Source organism: Pseudomonas sp. PvP009 (genome assembly GCF_017832995.1).
GTDB classification, from domain to species: domain Bacteria; phylum Pseudomonadota; class Gammaproteobacteria; order Pseudomonadales; family Pseudomonadaceae; genus Aquipseudomonas; species Aquipseudomonas syringae.
Genome location: NZ_JAFIBG010000001.1, coordinates 2,549,108 through 2,567,061 on the forward strand (window position 1 = coordinate 2,549,108; position 17,954 = coordinate 2,567,061).

Consider the following 17,954-nt stretch of genomic DNA (forward strand, 5'->3'; position numbering starts at 1 on the left):
CTGATTCCCGACCAGGGCCGTCTGCTCGATGGCTTGTCAGTAGCGGATATCGCGGTCGCTCAATACGCTGCGACCGTTCCGTCCTTCCTCGGATCGGTCCCGCCCACGTATCCATGTGCGGTGCGCTGAATAATCTGCGCACCGCCGAAGGCAAACACGCCACTTGGCTCTTCGACATCGATATCGTGCCCTTTGGCGCGTAGTGCTTTCACCACTTCGGGGTCAAACGCACGTTCCACGGCGACTTTCAGGCCGGCTTCGATTCTCCAGCGCGGTGCGTCGGCAGCGGCTTGCGGGTTCTGTTTGTAACGCAGGATGCGCATCATCATCTGCAAATGACCCTGCGCCTGCATCGGGCCGCCCATCAAACCGAAGGACATCAGCGGCGTGCCGTCGGCATTCATGACAAAACCGGGGATGATGGTGTGGAACGGGCGTTTGCGCGGCGCGACGTAATTGACGTGTTGCGGATCCAGCGAGAAGCCCGCGCCACGGTTCTGCATGCTGATGCCCGTACCGGGTACAACCACACCCGAACCGAAGCCCATGTAGTTGGACTGGATGAACGAGATCATCATGCCGCTTTCATCCGCTGCCGACAGGTACACCGTGCCACCCGGTTTTGGCGAGCCGTGCCCGGGATTGGCGGCCTGATCGGTGATCAGCCCTGCGCGCTCCGTCAGGTAAGCCTTGCCCAGCAAGTCGGCTGAGGGCACGCGCATGTGCTCGCTGTCGGCGACATGTTCGTCGAGGTCGGCGAGCGCCAGTTTCATTGCTTCCAGCACCGGGTGAACCGTCTCGAGGCTATCCACCGGGTGTTCGCCGACGCCCAGTGCTTCGAGCATGGTCAGGCCGGCCAGGGTGGCAATGCCCTGGCCATTTGGCGGGAGTTCATGCACGACAGCGCCTGCGTATGGCACCGACAGGGTGTCGATCCAGTCCACGGTGTGCGTCGCCAGGTCGTCGAGACTCATCACGCTGCCATTGGCGTTGGCATGGGCGATGATTGTGTGCGCCAGTTCGCCGCGATAGAACGCTTCGCCTTTGGTCTGCGCGATCAGTTCCAGCGTACGGGCGTGGTCCTTGAGCCGGATTTTTTCTCCGGCCATGGGGGCCTTGCCATCCGGCATGAAACACTCGGCAAAGCCCGGTTGGTCCTTGAGCAGATGTGCGCCGCGTTTCCACAACTCGGCGATTATCGGCGTGACCTGATAGCCGTCGCGGGCGTAGCCAATCGCCGGTTCGGCCAGGGTCGCGAAGGGCAGTTTGCCGTAGCGCGCTGACAGCTCCACCCAGGCCGATACCGCACCCGGCACGCTGACCGCAGGCCAGCCGCGTTGCGGCATCTGGCTCTGGCCTTCGAAGTATTCGGGTGTCCAGGCTTGTGGCGCGCGACCGGAAGCGTTCAAGCCTTGCAGCTTGCTGCCGTCCCAGACGATGGCAAAGGCATCGCTGCCGATTCCGCAGCCGGTGGGCTCGACCACGGTCAGCACCATGGCCGCGGCGATGGCGGCGTCGACCGCATTACCGCCACGGCGCAGCATGTCCAGCCCGGCCTGAGCGGCCAATGGCTGAGAGCAGGCGACCATGTTGTTGCCCATCACCGGCGAGCGGGCCGACGCGTACGGTTGGTTGTAATCCAGATCATCGAACATAAGCGTTTCTCTTTGGCAGAAGACGAAAGGTTTAGCCCTTGGGGTCCAGCGCATCGCGCAGGCCGTCACCCAGCAGGTTGAAACACAGGACCGTGATGTAGATCGCCACGCCAGGCGCAATCGACATCCACGGAGCCTGCTCCATGAAATTCTTCGCAGTATTGAGCATCGAGCCCCAGGACGGCGACGGTGGTTGCTGGCCCAGGCCGAGGAACGACAGGCTGGCTTCGGCCAGAATCGCCGAGGCGATGGTCAGCGTTGCCTGCACGACCAGTGGCGACATCACGTTTGGCAGTACGTAACGCAGGATGATCCAGCGATCCGGCAGACCGATGGCGCGGGCACCTTCGAGGTAATCCTCGTGCTTGATCGACAGCACCTGGCCGCGGGTCAGTCGGGCAAAGATCGGCATCGCGGACAGGCCGATGGCGATCATCGCGTTGGTCAGGCTGGGGCCGAGAAAGGCGCCCAAAGCGATGGCCAGCACCAGAAACGGGCAGGACAGCAGCGCTTCCATGACCTGCGAAATGATCATGTCCAGCTTGCCACCGAAGTACCCGGCCAGCAGGCCCAGCGGCACGCCGATGAACATGGCGATGGCTACCGAAACACCCCCGGCCAGCAGCGAGCTGCGGGCGCCATACAGCAAGCGCGAGAACAGATCGCGCCCCAGTTCGTCGGTGCCCATCCAGTAGATCAACGAGGGGGCCTTGCGTACCGCGAGGAAGTTGGCTTTGAGCGGATCGTGAGGCGCAATCCAGGGCGCCAGAACGGCCGCCAGGACAAACAGCAACAACACCGCCGCGCCAAGCACCGCGCCTTTGTTGGCCAGGAATTTCTTCAGAAAAGGCGAGCGACTGCGGGGCAGGATCGCGCTGTGCGAGAGGCTGGCAATAGCGGTCATCAGGCAGTCCTCAGACGTGGGTTGATCAGGCGATAGAGCACGTCGGCCAGCAGGTTCAGCATCAGGAAGCCAATCGCGACACACAACACCACGCCTTGCACCACGGCGTAGTCACGGTTGAACACAGCGTCGACGATGATCTTGCCGAACCCCGGAATGCTGAACACTTGCTCGGTCAACACCGCACCGCCGAGCAACTCGCCGAACAGCAATGTCGTGAGGGTGATGATCGGCATCAACGCGTTGCGCAGCGCATGCTTGAGAATCACTGTGCGCGGGAACAATCCCTTGGCCCGGGCGGTGCGGACGTAGTCAGCGCGCAGTACTTCCAGCATGGCGCTGCGGGTATGGCGCATGAGAATCCCCGAAAGCCCGGCACCCAATACGAAGGCAGGCAGGATCAGGGTCTTCAGGTTTTGCCCGAAGTCCTCGCCCATCGGCACAAAGCCGGAGGCGGGCAGCCACTGCAGTTTCACCGCAAAGACCATGATCAGCAGAATGCCCAGCCAGAAGTGCGGAATGGAAATCCCCGACAGCGCCACCACGTTGGCCCCGTAATCCACGGCGGTGCCTTTGCGCACTGCCGAAATGATCCCGGTGGGAATACCGATCAGCAGCGCAATCAGCAGGGCCAGCACCGCCAGTTCGAGGGTCACCGGCAGTTTCGACGCCAGCAGCGTGGTTACCGGTTGCTCGGTTCGCAGCGATGAGCCCAGGTCGCCGGTCAGTACGTTGCCGACCCAGTTCAGGTACTGCAACGGGATCGGGTCATCGAGCCGGTACTTGTCGCGCAGGTATTCCATGACCGCCGGATCGCGCTCTTCCCCGGCCATGGCCAGCACCGGGTCACCCGGCAGCAGCTTCTGCAGGGTGAAGACGAACAGCGAAACCAGAATCAGCGTCGGGATCGAGCTGAGCAGGCGTCGCAGGATGAACATCAGCATACCGGAACCTCGCAGGTGCGCCCGTCAGTCATGGCTTGAACGCGACATTGTTCAGACGAATCAGACCGTCCGGGTTAGGGACGAAACCGGTCACGTTGTTACGCATGGCAATGATTCGCGGGTCGAAATACAAGTAGGCGGTCGGTACTTCATCGGCCAGCAAGCGCAGTGCGTCGTTGTACAGTGCCTGGCGTTGTGCAACGTCGTTCACGGTGCGCGCCTTGTTGAGCAGTTCGTCGAGCCTGGCGTTGCAATACTTGCCGTCGTTCTGGCCGCCTTTGCAGGTCACGAACTGATGGATATCACCATCCGGGTCAGGACGGCCCGACCAGGCGCTCATGCCGATCTGGAAGTTGCCGCTCGCCTGTTCGCTGAGCATCGTCGCGTATTCAGTGGCAATCAGGTTGACCTTGAAGCCCGCTTCCTCAGCCATGGCCTGAATGATCTGCCCGACCTGTTGCGCGATGGGGTTGTTGGCCACTTTCAGGTCCACCGCCAACGGTAGTTTCACGCCGGCCTGCGCCAGCAGCGCCTTGCTTTTATCGATATCGCGAGCCGGGATCGGCAGTTCCTTGTCGTAATACGGGCTGTTTTTCGGGAACGGTTGAGCGCTTGGCGCGTACAGACCCTCGAACACCACCTGGTTGATGGCGTCGCGGTCGATGGACAGCTCAAACGCCTTGCGTACGCGCTTGTCCTTGCCCATCGGCGAGTTGGCTTTTTCACCATTACCGATGTTGAACATCAGCTGCATGTAGCCCAGGCCCGGTGTGTTGTAGATCGCCAGCTTGCTGTCGGCCTTGACGGTTTTCACATCGGTTGGCGCAACACGCTCAATGATGTCCAGGTCGCCGGATCGCAGGTTGGCCAGGCGCACCGAGGTGTCCGGAATCGGCAGGAACACCACTTTGTCGAAGTGATACGCCTGTTTATTCCAGTAGTTGTCAAAACGTTCCAGCACGATTCGATCCTGCTGCAAGCGCTGGACAAATTTGTAAGGGCCGGAGCAGACCGGGTTGGAGGCAAACTCGCCTTGCGCGGCTTTCGGCGCGAGCATCATCCCGGCACGGTCCGATAGCTGAGAAACCAGCGTGGCATCGGCTTGCTTGAGCTTGATGGCGACGGTTTTTGCGTCTATCACCTCGACGCTGTCCACCGAGGCCAGCTCGCTTTTACGCAGGGAGTCGGGGAGGGTGCGGGCGCGGTCGAGGTTGAACTTCACTGAGGCGGCATCAAAAGGTTCGCCATCGTGGTACGTCACGCCTTCGCGCAACGTCATGGTCAGGGTTTTACCGTCTTCGCTCCAGTTCCAGGCAGTGGCCAGTTGCGGCGAGTAGGTCAGGTCCGGGTTGACGTCCACCAGTTTGTCGCACAGCGCGGTGTACACCAGACGGCCTGAGTAGGTGCGCGAACGATGCGGATCCAGCACATCGGGATCGTCCTGAATGCCGATGCGCAACGTCGATTCGGCGAAGGCAGCATTGACGGCCAGCAATAACAATGTTCCTGTCACGACGCGTGCGATTTTCATGGCTGGCTCTCCACTGCAAGGGATTGATGGTGCTTGAACAGATTCAGGCGCTGGGTGTAGGCAGCGCTGGGTGTCGGAAGGATCAGCTTGGCGCTGCCTGCGTTGGCGATTTCACGCCAGAAGTGGCAGGCGACCTGGCGTTCGGCCTCGACGGTTTCCATGACCGGCGCAGCCTCCTTGCACAGCGCACGGGCGTGCGGGCAACGGGTATGAAAGCGGCAGCCCGAAGGCGGGCGGCTGGGGCTGGGCATGTCGCCACCGAGGAGCGGACGCGGCTGGCGCAGGTCAGGGTGGCTGACCGGCACGGCGGCCATCAACGCCTGGGTATAAGGGTGCAACGGGTTTTCGAACAGCGCGTCGACCGGCGCCAGTTCGACGATTTCACCCAGGTACATCACCGCCACGCGGTCGCTCATGTGGCGAATCACGGCCAGGCCATGGGCAACAATCACCAGGGTCAGGCCGAATTGATGCTTGAGGTCTTCGAGCAGGTTGACCACTTGCGCCTGCACCGAAACGTCCAGTGCCGAGACCGGCTCGTCACCGAGGATCAAGCGTGGCTCGGAAGCCAGTGCGCGGGCGATGCCGATGCGCTGGCGCTGACCACCAGAGAATTCATGGGGATGCCGACCACCGTGTTCAGGAGCCAGACCTACCGTGCGCAGCAACTCGGCGACCTTTGCCTGGCGGTCGCTGCGGCTGGCCTGGCTGTGCAGCCAGATCGGTTCGCCAACGATGGATTCAACGGTCATGCGTGGATTCAGCGAGGCGAACGGGTCCTGAAAGATGATCTGCAAGTCTCGGCGTACCTGACGCAGCTTTTCCGGTGTCAGGTTGGCGAGGTTGCGGCCCTCGTAAATCACGTCACCCGCAGTCGGTTGCAGCAGGTTGAGCAGCAAGCGGCCAAGCGTGGATTTGCCCGAGCCGGACTCGCCTACCAGTGCCAGCGTCTCGCCTTTGCGGACCGACAGGTTGACCTCATTGACGGCCTGTACCGGTGGCTTCTTCGGCTGCAGAAGGCCGCTTTCCACGGCAAAGTGCTTGCTCAGGCCGATGCCTTCCAGAATGGGTTTCTGCGCGTTGCTGTCGGGGCTGACGCGCCCGGCGATGTCAGGTTTGGAAAGGTTCACGCACTGACTCCCACATGCTGTTCCAAAGGCGCACGGATGCACGCGGCGAAGTGTCCGGGAGACAACTCAAGCAGCGGCGGGCGTTCGTCTCTGCATTGCTGGATCACGAACGGGCAGCGTCCGGCGAAGCGGCAACCACTGGGCATTTCTGCCGGCGTCGGCACTCGCCCATTGATCGTTGCCAGGCGGCCTTCACGAGGACCGATCGAGGGCATCGAGCCCATCAGGCCGATGGTGTACGGATGCTGCGGATCGTCGAACAGGGTTTTCACCGGGCCGCTTTCCACGACGCGTCCGGCGTACATGACCATGACCTCATCGGCGACTTCGGCAACCACGCCCAAATCGTGGGTGATCAGAATCATCGCTGTGCCGGTCTCGGTCTGCAGGTTGGCGATCAGCGAGAGAATTTGCGCCTGAATGGTGACGTCCAGCGCAGTCGTCGGTTCGTCCGCTATGATCAGCGCCGGGTCATTGGCCAGCGCCATGGCAATCATGGCCCGTTGCCGCATGCCTCCCGAGAGTTCATGCGGGTAGGCGTCCAGCCGCTGGCGAGCGTCCGGCACGCGGACTTTTTCCAGCATGTCCAGAGCCCTCTGGCGGGCAGCCTTGTCTGAGAGGCCCTGATGACGCATCACGCTTTCAGCGATCTGTTCGCCGATGGTGAAGACCGGATTGAGGGAGGTCATCGGCTCCTGAAAGATCATCGTCATGCGATTACCGCGCACGTCCAGCAGGCGCTCTTCGGACATGCCCAGCAAGGCTTCATCGATCAGCAGCGAGTCGCTGGCATCTACCTTGGCCGTCGTCGGTAACAGGCCCATCAGGCCCATTGAGGTCACGCTCTTGCCGCAGCCGGACTCGCCGACGATGGCCAGGGTCTTGCCGCGCTTGACGGAAAACGATACGCCGTCGACAACATTGGCGGGCGCACCGGCAAAGCGTACGGTCAGGTCGCTGATGCTGAGCACCGTGCCGTCGCCGTTTTCTGTGAGGGGGGCAGTGGCGCTCATAGGCTGGCCTCCAGGTCTTGGTTGATGACGGTGTTCAGGGCCTGTTGCAGCGCACGTAAATGGCCGCGCATGGCGGTGGCGGCCTTGATCGGATCGCGGCTTTCAATGGCGCTGACGATGTCGTCGTGATCGTGGCTGTAAGTGTCGAGGCGGTCGGCATTGCGTGCCCGGTGACGCAAGTCGCGCCAGGCCGGGTCCAGACGGATCGCATCGAGCATTTCGAAGATGTCGAGCATCAGCCGATTACCCGCCGCTTCGGCAATGGCGCGGTGCAGGGCGCTGTCCCACAGCTCAATGCCTTCGGCATCGGTCTGCTCGGCGACCTGCTGGCGAGTGGTGCGTTCGGCAAGGCGGCGCAGAATCGCCATCTGTTCACCGTTGGCCCGTACCGCTGCCAGTGAGGCAAGTGCCGGTTCCAGGTGCAGACGCGCTTCCATGACCTCGGTGAAATTGGTCCGGCCGGAAAGCCGCGCGAAGCTCATGGCAGCACTGGGTGGCGTCGGTCCGACAAAGGTCCCTTTGCCTTGTCGGCGCCAGACCTGGCCTTCGGCTTCCAGTACCGACAGGGCGCGACGAACTGCCCGTCGGCTAACCCCGAAATCGGCCGCCAGGTCGCGCTCGGTAGGCAATGCCCGTTGGGGGAATGCTGCATGCTGGGCAACGATCTGGCGCAACGCATCCAGCGCCAGTTTCGAAGAGTTGTCGATAGGGATGTCAGGGTCGAACCTTTGCATCGTGGTACTCGCGCCAGACCAAAAAAAGATGCCCTGAACTGCCCCTAGGCAGAGGTTCCAGGCAGAAGGGCTGGTGCAAGAGCGATGCCAATGAAAATTGGTTCGGTTGATTTTGAGCTACAAGATGACCAGCGACTGGCGACGATCAAGCCTGGCGGGCCAATGTTCAAAGGTCCGCCCGACTGGTCCGCGGCATGCTGAGAGGATTGGTCCGCCGGTGGGTGAACCAATTTTTCAACGGGTACGGATTTGTTGCATCAATGCGTGCAGGGTGCGCCAAAGTGCGCCGTTAGCTGGTCGACCGAAGTGTTGCATCGGGTGGCGCGGCTTGCCATTCCAGAGCCAGATCGAGCAGGGCGGCCCCCAGAGCCTTGCCGTGGGCGTCGAGCGCCAGTGACCGTGTGACTCCGCCACGCAGGATGCCAGGCAGGACGAAGTTGAGCGCACCTACACAAGGCAGTTCGTAGCGCCTTACGGGTGGTCCATTCAGGTCCAGCAGTTCGGCGAAGTGTGCAGTGACCCGCTCAACCGTGAGCAGCTCAGCCAGACGTGCATAATCGTCGATGTGAAAGGCAACGATGGAGATATTGGAGACGTCACCCTTGTCACCGGTACGTGCGTGAGCGATGTCCCGTAGTTTTGTGGTGTTCATGGCAGGAGCTCCAGGTGTACGTGCAGGTTGACGTGGTCTCTCGGCACAAACAGTGACGCCACCGCGACCACCTGGCGGACTGATTTGCTCGCACCGCCGCCTCCGTATGGGCCGTTGGTGTAGAGGGTTTCTACTTCATTGCCGACGCGTACCGCATCGCTTTTGTCCACGCAACGCGCGGCGACCCGAAGGCGTACCTCCCAGGGCTCGCCCTCGGCGCGCGCCCCCAGGTGACTTCCATGCAAGGCGCTAACGCCGATCAGTTCGGCCTGAATGTCCTCACATGCCACGCCTGTCAGAGCCAGTCGTTTGAGCACGATGTCCTTCGCCAGCAGCCCGCGGGCCAGCGCGCCGGGGCCGCCGTAGGACATTTGTCCTTCGCCGATCCAGCCATCGAGAAAACCTACGGACACCTTCAACGTCTCGGGACGTGCGTGTCCGCCCGCCCCCTGAACGCGTACTTCGTCTCTCGCGATGGATTCGAAGCCAGCATGGGTGAAGTCCGCGCTGACATCGGGCGTCAGGTAGGCGGCAGGGTCATGCACTTCGTACAACATTTGCTCGGTGCAGGTGGCGGTATCAATGCGGCCGCCTGAGCCCGCCACTTTGCTGATAACGGCATTGCCTGCCGCATCTATCTCGGCCAGCGGGAAGCCCAGGCGGTCGAGGTCGGGAACGTCTTTAAAACCGGGATCCGCGAAATAGCCGCCGCTGACCTGGCCGGCGCATTCGAGCAAGTGTCCGACCAAGGTTCCACGGCCCAGCAATGCCCAGTCGTCCTCGGCACAGCCGAACTCGAACATTTGCGGTGCGAGAAACAGTGACGGATCAGCGACCCTTCCGGTAACGATCACGTCAGCATCGGCGCGCAAGGCCTGGATGATTCCTTCTGCGCCAAGGTAGGCATTGGCCGAAATGAGTCTGTCGCCGAGGGATCGCAGAGACCTGCCGTTGTCGAGGGTTCGATCGGGCTGTTGCAGTAGGGCTGCGAGCACGTCATCGCCTGTCAGCGCTGCGACTTTCAAGCCCGTCAGGCCAAGATCTGCCGCTATCCGGCGTATTTCACTTGCGGCGCCAAGCGGATTTGCAGCCCCCATGTTGGTGATGATTCGCAAGCGACGGCGCGTACCGTCAACGCCTTTGCCCACAAAAGGCAAGACCCGGCGCATGCGCTCGCTCAGCAATGGATCGTAGCCTGCTGATGGGTCTGCCAGACGCGACTGTTGTGCCAGCGCAATGGTACGTTCCGCGAGGCATTCAAATACCAGGTAATCCAGTTGCCCATGCTCGGCCAGCTCGATCGCTGGCTCGATGCGGTCGCCGGAATAACCGGCCCCTGAACCAATCCGTATTGTTTTCATTCAGAAAACTCCTATGACCATAGCGGTCAGGGTCATGATGACCGAGGCCGCAAACAGGAAAGGGATAGTGAAGCGCTGATGGTCGGCCAGTTCGATCTTGCACAGGCCGACCAGCAGAAAGGTTGCTGGCGTCAACGGGCTGACCGGGAACCCGGTGGTATGCACGCCGAGCAGCGACGCTTGCGCGACCTGCATCGGGTCAACGCCGAGCGCTTTGCCGACCTCGGCGACCACCGGCATGATGCCGAAGTAGAAAGAGTCCGGATCGAAAAGCAGGCTCAAGGGCATGGATAGAAAGCCTACGACGACCGGGATCAGCTTGCCGTGCCCGGCCGGGATCTGGCCCACGGCCACTTCTGCCATGGCCTTCAGCATCCCGGTGCCTTGCATGATTCCCGTGAACACCCCAGCAGCGAGCAGAATACTGGCCATGGTCAGGGCTGTTTTGGCGTGTGCGTCGATGCGTGCCCGTTGTGCGTCCACGGCGGGGTAGTTGATGCACAAGGCAATCACGGTGCCGAGCATGAACATCACCACCGGATCGACAACGCCCGCGATCATCACGCCCATTACCACCAGCGTCAGCAGCAGGTTGACCCAGAACAGCCGAGGCTTGCGCAGTTCACGCTCGGCATCGCTAAGCACGCGTTGGTGGGGTTTTACATCAAGATTGTCGGGGCCCAGGCCGAGGCGTCGCTCTTCGCGCCGTCCCAGGAAAAACGCGCAGGTGAAGACAAAGATCAGTCCGACGATCTGCACCGGAATGAGCGGCTGAAACAGATCCGAAACCGGCACATGAAGGGCGGCGGAGGAGCGCAGCACCGGGCCCGTCCAGGGCAGGAAGTTGACCCCCGCAGCCATCGCCGTCACGCAGGCCAGTATGCGTTTATCCATGCCAAGGCGCGTGTACAACGGCAGCATTGCGGGAATGGTCACGAGAAAGGTAACCGCGCCGGAGCCGTCCAGATGCACCAACAGCGCCAGCAGTGCGGTGCCCATGACGATGCGGGTTGGCCGTGTACCGACCCGTTTGAGGATTCGGTCGATGATCGGATCGAGCATGCCGGCATCCGTCATGATGCCGAAGAAGAGGATGGCGAACACAAACATCCCGACTACGGGCGCAACGTTTTTGATGCCTGTGATGATGAAACCACTGGTTTGTAGACCAAAACCAGCGAGGAGGGCGGCGATGATGGGAAGGGCGATCAAGGCAACCAGGGGAGATATGCGTTTGCTCATAATGCTGACGAGCATGGCAAGGATGGTTATCACACCGAGTGTGGCGAGCATAGGCTGGTCCTCTTTGGCATCCCTGTGCGCGGCAGCGACGAGACGCCCTATTGTTGTTTTGCAAGAGTAATAGCAACGACGCTATGCTCTGTGAATTGAAATATTCAGTGGGTCATATTCGGAAAAACAAAATGAAGAATTCGATCCAGCACATTCGCGCCTTCCTGTCAGTGGCTCAGACCGGCAGTTTTTCCAAGGCTGCAACCGCTCTCAACTTGTCGCCGTCTGCACTGACCGTGCAAATCCAGCAACTGGAGGATTGGCTCGGCGTTGCCTTGCTGGAACGAAGCCCACGTCATGTCTGCTTGACCGGGGCTGGCCAAAATGCGCTTTTGCCTATGGAGAAACTGCTGCTGGATCTGGACAACATCGTTAGTGCCGCGCGGGACATTGCAGCCTCACGACGCGGGTTGATCACGATCGCCGCGTTGCCGTCGCTGTGTTCAGGCGTACTGCCTGCAGTTTTGAAGACGTTTCGCGAACGGTTTCCCGGTGTCGAGGTCAGGCTGCGAGATGTCGTCGCGCAACGAATCGATGCGCTTGTCATGGAGCGCGAAGTGGATTTCGGATTAGGCGTGCAGGCTCGGCCCACCCATGGGCTGGAGTTCAACGCCATCCTGGAAGACCGGTTGTGCCTGTTCGCTCCAAAAGACCATCCCTTGGCGAATCGCCGCGCAGTGAAACTGAACGAGATAGCTGGTTTCCCGATCGTTCTTACCGGCAGGGAAAGCAGTGTTCGCGATCTTGTCGAGCGAGTGTTTGCTGACGAGCAACTGCCTTTATCTGCGGGTCTGGAAGCCAATTACATGTCTACGGTACTGGCGTTGGTCAGACAGGGGCAGGGCATTACGCTTCTTCCGGAGTCGGCGGACGATGGGCGGGGAGACCTGAGTAAAGTGCCAATCGATCATCCGGGCGTTGTTCGGCAGATTGGGCTTATTACCCGTACGGAGCAAACAATGGCTCCCGCCGTCGTCGAATTTGTTCGGTTGCTGGAGGATCTGCGCACGCTCGGCCATCACAGCCGTACTGAAGCTATTGCTCATAATGAGACTGTTATGCCGCGCCGTTGATCGTCAGCTGTAGTGTTTTATGTTTGGGTAAAGTGCAGGAGGGGCGCTTGTTGGTGTTGATGGATAACTCAACTAAATGACTGTTTAGTTGAGTTATTAATCTCAGTGATTTTAAGGTTGGGTGAGGGCGGTTGTTCTGGTTTCTCAAGTTTCCTTGGAAAAGCGTCCTGAAAAGCTCACTGACTCAACCGGATTTTCAATCATCTACTAAAAAGAGACTCGGCCGGTAATGCATTTTTGAACCTCACCACCAACCCAGATGCGCTCGCCAATTTGTTCTACCTGAATTCGTCCGTGACGCCCTAAAGCCGTACCTTGGCTGACAGTATATCGTTTCGGCATTAGCCCGGCTGGTATTAGCCATTGGGCAAGGCTGGCATTAAGGCTACCAGTAACAGGGTCTTCGGCAGACCTGTCACTAATGAAGGCTCTAACTTCGACATCAGCTCCTGCCTCTCGCCCGGTCCAAGGCGCAAAGGCTCCTACATTTAACCCATTCAGTGCCGCATAGTCTGGATGTATTGCCAACAATTCTTCACGCGAGCGCAGCATTACGACAACCCAACCCGGACCGTTGTCTGCCCATTGGCTCGCAATAATACGGTCAGGTGCGACACCCAATCCATCGATGATGCGGTGCAAAACATCGCCTTCAACCGCACCTCCACGCAGCAATGGTGGTGCCGCGAAAGCCAGGCGAGTGCCGTCGCGGCGGATGTTAACTAAACCTGCACCACACTCCTGAACGACTTCTTTACTTTGCGAAAAACCATTATCCCCCAGCCACACGTAACAGCTGCCTAAGGTAGGGTGGCCAGCGAAGGGAAGTTCACGCATTGGCGTAAAGATACGTACGCGATAATCCGCATCAGGATGGGTAGGACGCATGAGAAATGTAGTCTCGCTAAGGTTTGTCCAACGTGCGAACGCGGCCATTTGTTCGGTGGTCAGATCATCGGCGTCGCTTACGACTGCGAGGGCATTGCCTTCCAAGGGCTTGTTAGCGAATACATCAACCTGGTGAAAACTCAGTGTATTGGGCATGAAGCTCTCGTAGGTTGGTTTGCGTGGAATGGTAACCCTAAATACATCGCAGGAGAGTGTCCACATGGATGCGCGCTTGCCGCCGCACAAAATTCCCGGCGAAGAGCCAGGTCTTGCGTCCAGGTGGATACAGCGCAGGGCTCGCTCGGCGAGCGTACTGTTGATAGATCAACGTGCGTAGAAACTCCGCAGGTGCTGGTAATGCAGTGAGTTTGAGCTTCTGTTTTTCTCGGTCGCCACTGACATCGTTCGGAAGGCCGGAAGCTCAGCTTCAATCGCCGCGATCAAGTTTTTGTTAGTGGCGGTTTCGCTCAGGTTAGATTCGAGGCTGATTGGCATGTTTCGACAGGAGCCTTTTCCTGGTGAAATGCGGTGGGCACTGGCCTGGATTGTGAAATACTTTGTTACGCATAATGTATATTATGTTAAATCATGTATATTCCACCTAACCCACACACGGATGCCCGCCGGCGTTCCTGCCCAACGAAACACGCTCAACGGCACTGCACGCGAGTCGTCACAATGGCTCCGTGCAGCCCGATCCGTTTCCTGAGATCTTGCGGCCATCCTTTTACCCCGAAATCCCCTGAACCCCCGAAAACCGGGCATTCGATGGAGCGCAGCGCCAAACGCGAGATCCGTGGCTCCGGATCTGTAGGCAGTGCAAGGCATACCGAATACTCCAAGTGCTTACCCAAGAGATCCCATCGCGCCCCTAGCCGCTCGAAGCTGTCGAATGCCTCAGCAGAATACTTGCTGACTAACACTGGTGATGAACGACAGCGGCGCTCGGCTAAAGACGCCGCTGCGGCGATTTCAAATCATTGATGATGCCATCGATCGCAAGGCGCGCCTCGACCTCAGTCAGATGTATTCATGGTCACGCCCCGATCCGACGTTGTCCAGGTCTTGCACGCCATAAAGCTCGACCAGCTTCTGCAGGAGCTCAATGTTTCCAGCTTCCCGAAGCTTGGTCATTGGAGGGATTTCTGCGCCAGCGCCGTCAATTCGCGATTGGTGCACTTGTGAGGTGCTTCATAAATGAAGCACCTCAACCATCGCGGCAAGCAGTAAGCAGACGCTAGCCACGGCGGTAAGCCGTAATCGCATCGGAAGGTACCAGGCGGGCAAGCTTATAACCTGCGAGAGCTGCCTGTCCTGCCAGAGGTGGACAACAAAGCCGATGACCAACAGCAAGCAACCCAATGGCATTGGCAGTAACGTGGCAATCCAGGCAATAAGTGCAGGGATGACACTCCAGATGAACCGGCCGCTGCGCTGCTCGGCTTTCATGTCTTGCGCGGTCATGGCGAAGCCCCAGTGCAAGGCGCCGACGAAGCTCAGGATGACGGCTCCGTAGTTAACAAGCGCAATCGCAAACAGCGGCCGATAGTCGCTAGAGAACGGGATCAGCAGCGCCAGAGAAATAAACGGTAGAAGGCCGCCATAACCCAGCAGGCTAACGTGCTTTGGCAGAGAGGTTGAAGGCAACGCGTTCATGTGTATTCCTTGCAGTGAGCGACACTCAAGACTGTAGGCCCAAAAGCCCCGCTTGAGCGAGACGTTGATGGCAGGTGGGCCCCGCCTTATGACCCGGTCTTCAGGGTAACCCCATATCGTGATTGAGCCGAGAGCAGTGACCATTTGGGTAATTCAACGACATTCCGCATCGGCCCCCTGCCCGGCTGAGGCTTTCCGAAAGCGCGCAACCTGGTGTTTGTCGGAACTAGATAGCTACCACCCGCTTGATGGTGAAGAACCAAGTGCTGCCGGGACTCGACCCACACCCACAAGGCCACTCTTGACAATCTCTCATCGTCGGACAAATACTTTACCTTGATTCATATAAATGACTATATAACAAGGTGAATCACTCAATGAATGCTGTGCACAACGATAGCCGTACACCCCTTTATCAGCGCCTTGATGACCCCTTGGCTCAGCAGATTGCAAACATCCAGGGGCGCTCTGGCGAAGCTATTCCCACGGAGACGCCGCTTTCAGCTGAATACCTGCTATCGACCTGCATCGTACCCAAGGCGGTAGATGCGAGGGTCAACGCAGGTTTGCTGGAGCGTCAACAAGGGCGTCGCACATCTGTCCGTCGACCTCTTCGCTTGCCGGACATCAGAAGCCTCAACCTTGGTGCTGCACGTGCCCGCGCCCCTATTCGCTTAACACCTAAATTACCTGACGGCATTGGCATAGCAGCAGGATACGACGTGTTCGCCTTTCCTAATGCGGCCGTTGCACGCGGGTGCTCCCAAGCTTAATTCTTAGCGTGCTTCGGCAGCGTTACGACTTTTTCCAAGGCTGAGTACAGCCTCAGCGCTCCCATTACTGAGACCTCTTCATGACTACCCTAGATATACAACTTCTAATGACAGCGCTTGTCAGCGTCTTGGTGCTGGTGGCACTGATCGTGTCACGACTCAAGATGCACCCGCTTTTGGCCCTGTTGATCGTTTCCGTTGGAGTGGGCTTTGCCACCCAAATGCAGCCCGAAAGTATCGTCGCTCATTTGATCGCCGGTGCCGGAAAGACACTGGGGGCAGTTGGGATCGTAATTGCGCTTGGCGCGATGCTTGGCAAAATCCTGGCTGATGCTGGCGTCACGGAGCAAATAGCCGAGGTCATCCTTAAGCGCACCTCGGATCGCATGATTCCTTGGGCAATGATGATGGTTGCGTTTGTAATTGGCATACCCATGTTCTTCGAGGTGGGGCTGGTGATCATGCTACCGCTGATATTCAGTGTGGCGCGAAAGCTGGAAAGCCAGGCTCGTTTCAAAGGCTCGGCGTATGTTTATGTCGGTGTTCCTGTGATTTCGGCGCTCGCCGCTATGCATGGCATGGTACCTCCGCACCCTGGCCCGTTGACGGCCATCGCCGCGCTTAAAGCCTCAGTAGGCCCGACAATGCTCTACGGCTTTATCGCGGCTATTCCAGCAATGATTCTGGGCGGTCCGCTATACGGTGCGTTCATTTCGAAGCGCATGAGCACCAGGCCTGACCAGGCATTACTTGATCAGTTTACTCTGGCTGAAAAAGCCGACAATCAACACCGCCCCGGGGTTTGGCTCGGCGCACTGGCAGCCCTGCTACCGGCGATCCTGATGCTGATAAATGCCGTCGCCGAGATGCTGCTACCCAAGGGCAATGCGATCCTGCAGATGGCCAGTTTCGTGGGCAACCCTCTGATCTCCATGCTCTTAGGCGTGCTTTTCGCCGGCGCAAGCCTGGTACTGGCGCGCGGTGGCGACGCCGAAAAGCTGCGCGATTCGCTGGGTAAAAGCCTCAAACCTATCGCCTCCATCATCATGATCATCGCTGGAGGCGGGGCATTTCAGGAGCTGCTGACGAGTGCCAAGGTAGGCGATGCCATTGTGCACTTGACCCAACAGTCTGCCTTCCCTCCGTTGATCCTGGGTTGGCTGATTGCGATGTTGCTCTCGGTCTCTACAGGTTCCGCAACTGTGGGTATCGTAGGCGCTGCGGGCTTGCTCGCGCCGCTTGCGGGTGCCGATCCCAGCCTTAACCTGCCCTTGCTGGCATTGTCCATCGGCTGCGGTTCGCTGTTTTTCAATTATGCAAATCATGCAGGCTTCTGGATGGTAAAGGAGTCCTTTGGCATGACAATGGGAGAAGCGACGAAGACGATCTCGGTGGTTCAATCCATTGTGGCTGTGGTCGGATTGATTGTCGTGTTGATCCTGAATTCGGCTATTACAGTTTAAGCGCCCCGCCCCGCCCCGCCCATGCGGCTGCGCCCTCAAGCGCATGGGTGACCGGTGATGCATCGGTTGCATGCTTCGATATTCGCCCAGCGTGATGTTGTGCTCGAAGGTTTAGACCACTACAGCTCTCTGATTTTGAGAGGCTTCATAAATGAAGCACCTCAACTATCGCGGCAAGCAGTAAGCAGACGCTAGCCACGACAGTAAGCCGTAATCGCATCGGAAGGTACCAGGCGGGCAAGCTTATAACCCGCGAGAGCTGCCTGTCCTGCCAGAGGTGGACAACAAAGCCGATGACCAACAGCAAGCAACCCAATGGCATTGGCAGTAACTTGGCAATCCAGGCAATAAGTGCAGGAATGACACTCCAGATGAACCGGCCGTTGCGCTGCTCGGCTTTCATGTCTTGCGCGGTCATGGCGAAGCCCCAGTGCAAGGCGCCAACGAAGCTCAGGATGACAGCTCCGTAGTTAACAAGCGCAATCGCAAACAGCGGCCGATAGTCGCTAGAGAACGGGATCAGCAGCGCCAGAGAAATAAACGGCAAAAGACCGCCATAACCCAGCAGGCTGACGTGCTTTGGCAGAGAGGTTGAAGGCAACGCGTTCATTTGTATTCCTTGCAGTGAGCGACACTCAAGACTGTAGGCCCAAAAGCTCCGCTTGAGTGAGACATTGATGGCAGATGAGCTCCGCCTTATTACCCGCTCTTCAGGGTAACCCCATATCGTGATTGAGCCGAGAGCAGTGACCCGTTGGGCAAATTGAACGAGATCCCGCATCGGCCCCCTGCCCGGCCTATCCAGATCAAACTCCAGCGTTGATCTTCAAGGAGTGCAATCAGTTTGCTACTTGCTGACGGAGTCATCTAATGAGCCCTGATGC

At 59.1% G+C, this 17,954-nt stretch carries 15 protein-coding genes and 1 pseudogene; 3 read left to right on the top strand and 13 right to left on the bottom strand.

The genetic code is table 11. The features are described 5' to 3' along the window. Positions 1-59 precede the first annotated feature (59 nt). From JOE29_RS11395 to JOE29_RS11440, 10 genes are all read right to left on the bottom strand, one after another. Entirely contained in the window at positions 60-1,655 is a 1,596-nt protein-coding gene (locus JOE29_RS11395) for a gamma-glutamyltransferase family protein (protein WP_003426548.1), read from the bottom strand. Between the two features lie 31 nt (positions 1,656-1,686). Beyond that, a complete protein-coding gene (locus JOE29_RS11400) occupies positions 1,687-2,559 on the bottom strand; it encodes an ABC transporter permease (RefSeq protein WP_003410575.1) in 873 nt (290 codons plus the stop codon). Next, on the bottom strand, positions 2,559-3,503 hold the full coding sequence (locus JOE29_RS11405; protein ID WP_210079511.1) for an ABC transporter permease: 945 nt from the start codon (positions 3,501-3,503) through the stop codon (positions 2,559-2,561). Before JOE29_RS11405 ends, JOE29_RS11400 begins: the two co-directional genes overlap by 1 nt. A gap of 28 nt (positions 3,504-3,531) precedes the next feature. Next, complete coding sequence (locus tag JOE29_RS11410) at positions 3,532-5,034, bottom strand: ABC transporter substrate-binding protein (protein ID WP_210079512.1); 1,503 nt, start codon at positions 5,032-5,034, stop codon at positions 3,532-3,534. Beyond that, the gene (locus tag JOE29_RS11415) at positions 5,031-6,164 is read right to left on the bottom strand and encodes an oligopeptide/dipeptide ABC transporter ATP-binding protein (protein ID WP_210079513.1); all 1,134 of its coding nucleotides are present in this window, start codon (positions 6,162-6,164) and stop codon (positions 5,031-5,033) included. The genes JOE29_RS11410 and JOE29_RS11415 overlap by 4 nt, the downstream gene beginning before the upstream one ends. Continuing rightward, positions 6,161-7,177 (bottom strand): ABC transporter ATP-binding protein, encoded by a 1,017-nt coding sequence (locus tag JOE29_RS11420; protein ID WP_210079514.1) that lies wholly within the window; start codon positions 7,175-7,177, stop codon positions 6,161-6,163. Before JOE29_RS11420 ends, JOE29_RS11415 begins: the two co-directional genes overlap by 4 nt. Then, positions 7,174-7,911: an FCD domain-containing protein gene (locus JOE29_RS11425; protein WP_003401136.1), complete on the bottom strand. Its 738-nt coding sequence runs from the start codon at positions 7,909-7,911 to the stop codon at positions 7,174-7,176. The genes JOE29_RS11420 and JOE29_RS11425 overlap by 4 nt, the downstream gene beginning before the upstream one ends. A gap of 289 nt (positions 7,912-8,200) precedes the next feature. After that, positions 8,201-8,563, bottom strand: a complete 363-nt coding sequence (locus tag JOE29_RS11430) for a hypothetical protein (protein WP_003426554.1) — start codon at positions 8,561-8,563, stop codon at positions 8,201-8,203. After that, positions 8,560-9,924, bottom strand: a complete 1,365-nt coding sequence (locus JOE29_RS11435; protein ID WP_210079515.1) for an acyclic terpene utilization AtuA family protein — start codon at positions 9,922-9,924, stop codon at positions 8,560-8,562. The genes JOE29_RS11430 and JOE29_RS11435 overlap by 4 nt, the downstream gene beginning before the upstream one ends. Further along, on the bottom strand, positions 9,925-11,217 hold the full coding sequence (locus JOE29_RS11440; protein WP_003314918.1) for a citrate:proton symporter: 1,293 nt from the start codon (positions 11,215-11,217) through the stop codon (positions 9,925-9,927). 131 nt (positions 11,218-11,348) lie between these two features. On the opposite strand from JOE29_RS11440, the gene JOE29_RS11445 reads away from it, so the two are divergent. After that, positions 11,349-12,290 (top strand): LysR family transcriptional regulator, encoded by a 942-nt coding sequence (locus JOE29_RS11445; protein ID WP_032661810.1) that lies wholly within the window; start codon positions 11,349-11,351, stop codon positions 12,288-12,290. A 207-nt stretch (positions 12,291-12,497) separates the two neighbouring features. Here the strand turns inward: JOE29_RS11445 and JOE29_RS11450 are convergent, their stop codons facing one another. Both JOE29_RS11450 and JOE29_RS11455 read right to left on the bottom strand, forming a co-directional pair. Further along, positions 12,498-13,334: a PhzF family phenazine biosynthesis protein gene (locus tag JOE29_RS11450; RefSeq protein ID WP_057406844.1), complete on the bottom strand. Its 837-nt coding sequence runs from the start codon at positions 13,332-13,334 to the stop codon at positions 12,498-12,500. 1,035 nt (positions 13,335-14,369) lie between these two features. Continuing rightward, positions 14,370-14,834 (bottom strand): DUF3429 domain-containing protein, encoded by a 465-nt coding sequence (locus tag JOE29_RS11455; RefSeq protein WP_210079516.1) that lies wholly within the window; start codon positions 14,832-14,834, stop codon positions 14,370-14,372. Positions 14,835-15,211: 377 nt separating this feature from the next. Here JOE29_RS11455 and JOE29_RS25455 point away from each other — a divergent pair. Both JOE29_RS25455 and JOE29_RS11465 read left to right on the top strand, forming a co-directional pair. Beyond that, positions 15,212-15,445: pseudogene (locus tag JOE29_RS25455) on the top strand (GntR family transcriptional regulator); the annotation flags it as partial. Between the two features lie 242 nt (positions 15,446-15,687). Then, entirely contained in the window at positions 15,688-17,070 is a 1,383-nt protein-coding gene (locus tag JOE29_RS11465) for a gluconate:H+ symporter (protein WP_137983825.1), read from the top strand. Positions 17,071-17,215: 145 nt separating this feature from the next. Here the strand turns inward: JOE29_RS11465 and JOE29_RS11470 are convergent, their stop codons facing one another. Continuing rightward, complete coding sequence (locus JOE29_RS11470; protein WP_044313151.1) at positions 17,216-17,680, bottom strand: DUF3429 domain-containing protein; 465 nt, start codon at positions 17,678-17,680, stop codon at positions 17,216-17,218. Positions 17,681-17,954: the final 274 nt, after the last annotated feature.

Bases quoted from the DNA above. Each gene is read 5' to 3' on its own strand.
- JOE29_RS11395 (WP_003426548.1), bottom strand. From the start codon at position 1,655: ATGTTCGATGATCTGGATTACAACCAACCGTACGCGTCGGCCCGCTCG.
- JOE29_RS11400 (WP_003410575.1), bottom strand. From the start codon at position 2,559: ATGACCGCTATTGCCAGCCTCTCGCACAGCGCGATCCTGCCCCGCAGT.
- JOE29_RS11405 (WP_210079511.1), bottom strand. From the start codon at position 3,503: ATGCTGATGTTCATCCTGCGACGCCTGCTCAGCTCGATCCCGACGCTG.
- JOE29_RS11410 (WP_210079512.1), bottom strand. From the start codon at position 5,034: ATGAAAATCGCACGCGTCGTGACAGGAACATTGTTATTGCTGGCCGTC.
- JOE29_RS11420 (WP_210079514.1), bottom strand. From the start codon at position 7,177: ATGAGCGCCACTGCCCCCCTCACAGAAAACGGCGACGGCACGGTGCTC.
- JOE29_RS11425 (WP_003401136.1), bottom strand. From the start codon at position 7,911: ATGCAAAGGTTCGACCCTGACATCCCTATCGACAACTCTTCGAAACTG.
- JOE29_RS11430 (WP_003426554.1), bottom strand. From the start codon at position 8,563: ATGAACACCACAAAACTACGGGACATCGCTCACGCACGTACCGGTGAC.
- JOE29_RS11435 (WP_210079515.1), bottom strand. From the start codon at position 9,924: ATGAAAACAATACGGATTGGTTCAGGGGCCGGTTATTCCGGCGACCGC.
- JOE29_RS11440 (WP_003314918.1), bottom strand. From the start codon at position 11,217: ATGCTCGCCACACTCGGTGTGATAACCATCCTTGCCATGCTCGTCAGC.
- JOE29_RS11445 (WP_032661810.1), top strand. From the start codon at position 11,349: ATGAAGAATTCGATCCAGCACATTCGCGCCTTCCTGTCAGTGGCTCAG.
- JOE29_RS11450 (WP_057406844.1), bottom strand. From the start codon at position 13,334: ATGCCCAATACACTGAGTTTTCACCAGGTTGATGTATTCGCTAACAAG.
- JOE29_RS11455 (WP_210079516.1), bottom strand. From the start codon at position 14,834: ATGAACGCGTTGCCTTCAACCTCTCTGCCAAAGCACGTTAGCCTGCTG.
- JOE29_RS11465 (WP_137983825.1), top strand. From the start codon at position 15,688: ATGACTACCCTAGATATACAACTTCTAATGACAGCGCTTGTCAGCGTC.
- JOE29_RS11470 (WP_044313151.1), bottom strand. From the start codon at position 17,680: ATGAACGCGTTGCCTTCAACCTCTCTGCCAAAGCACGTCAGCCTGCTG.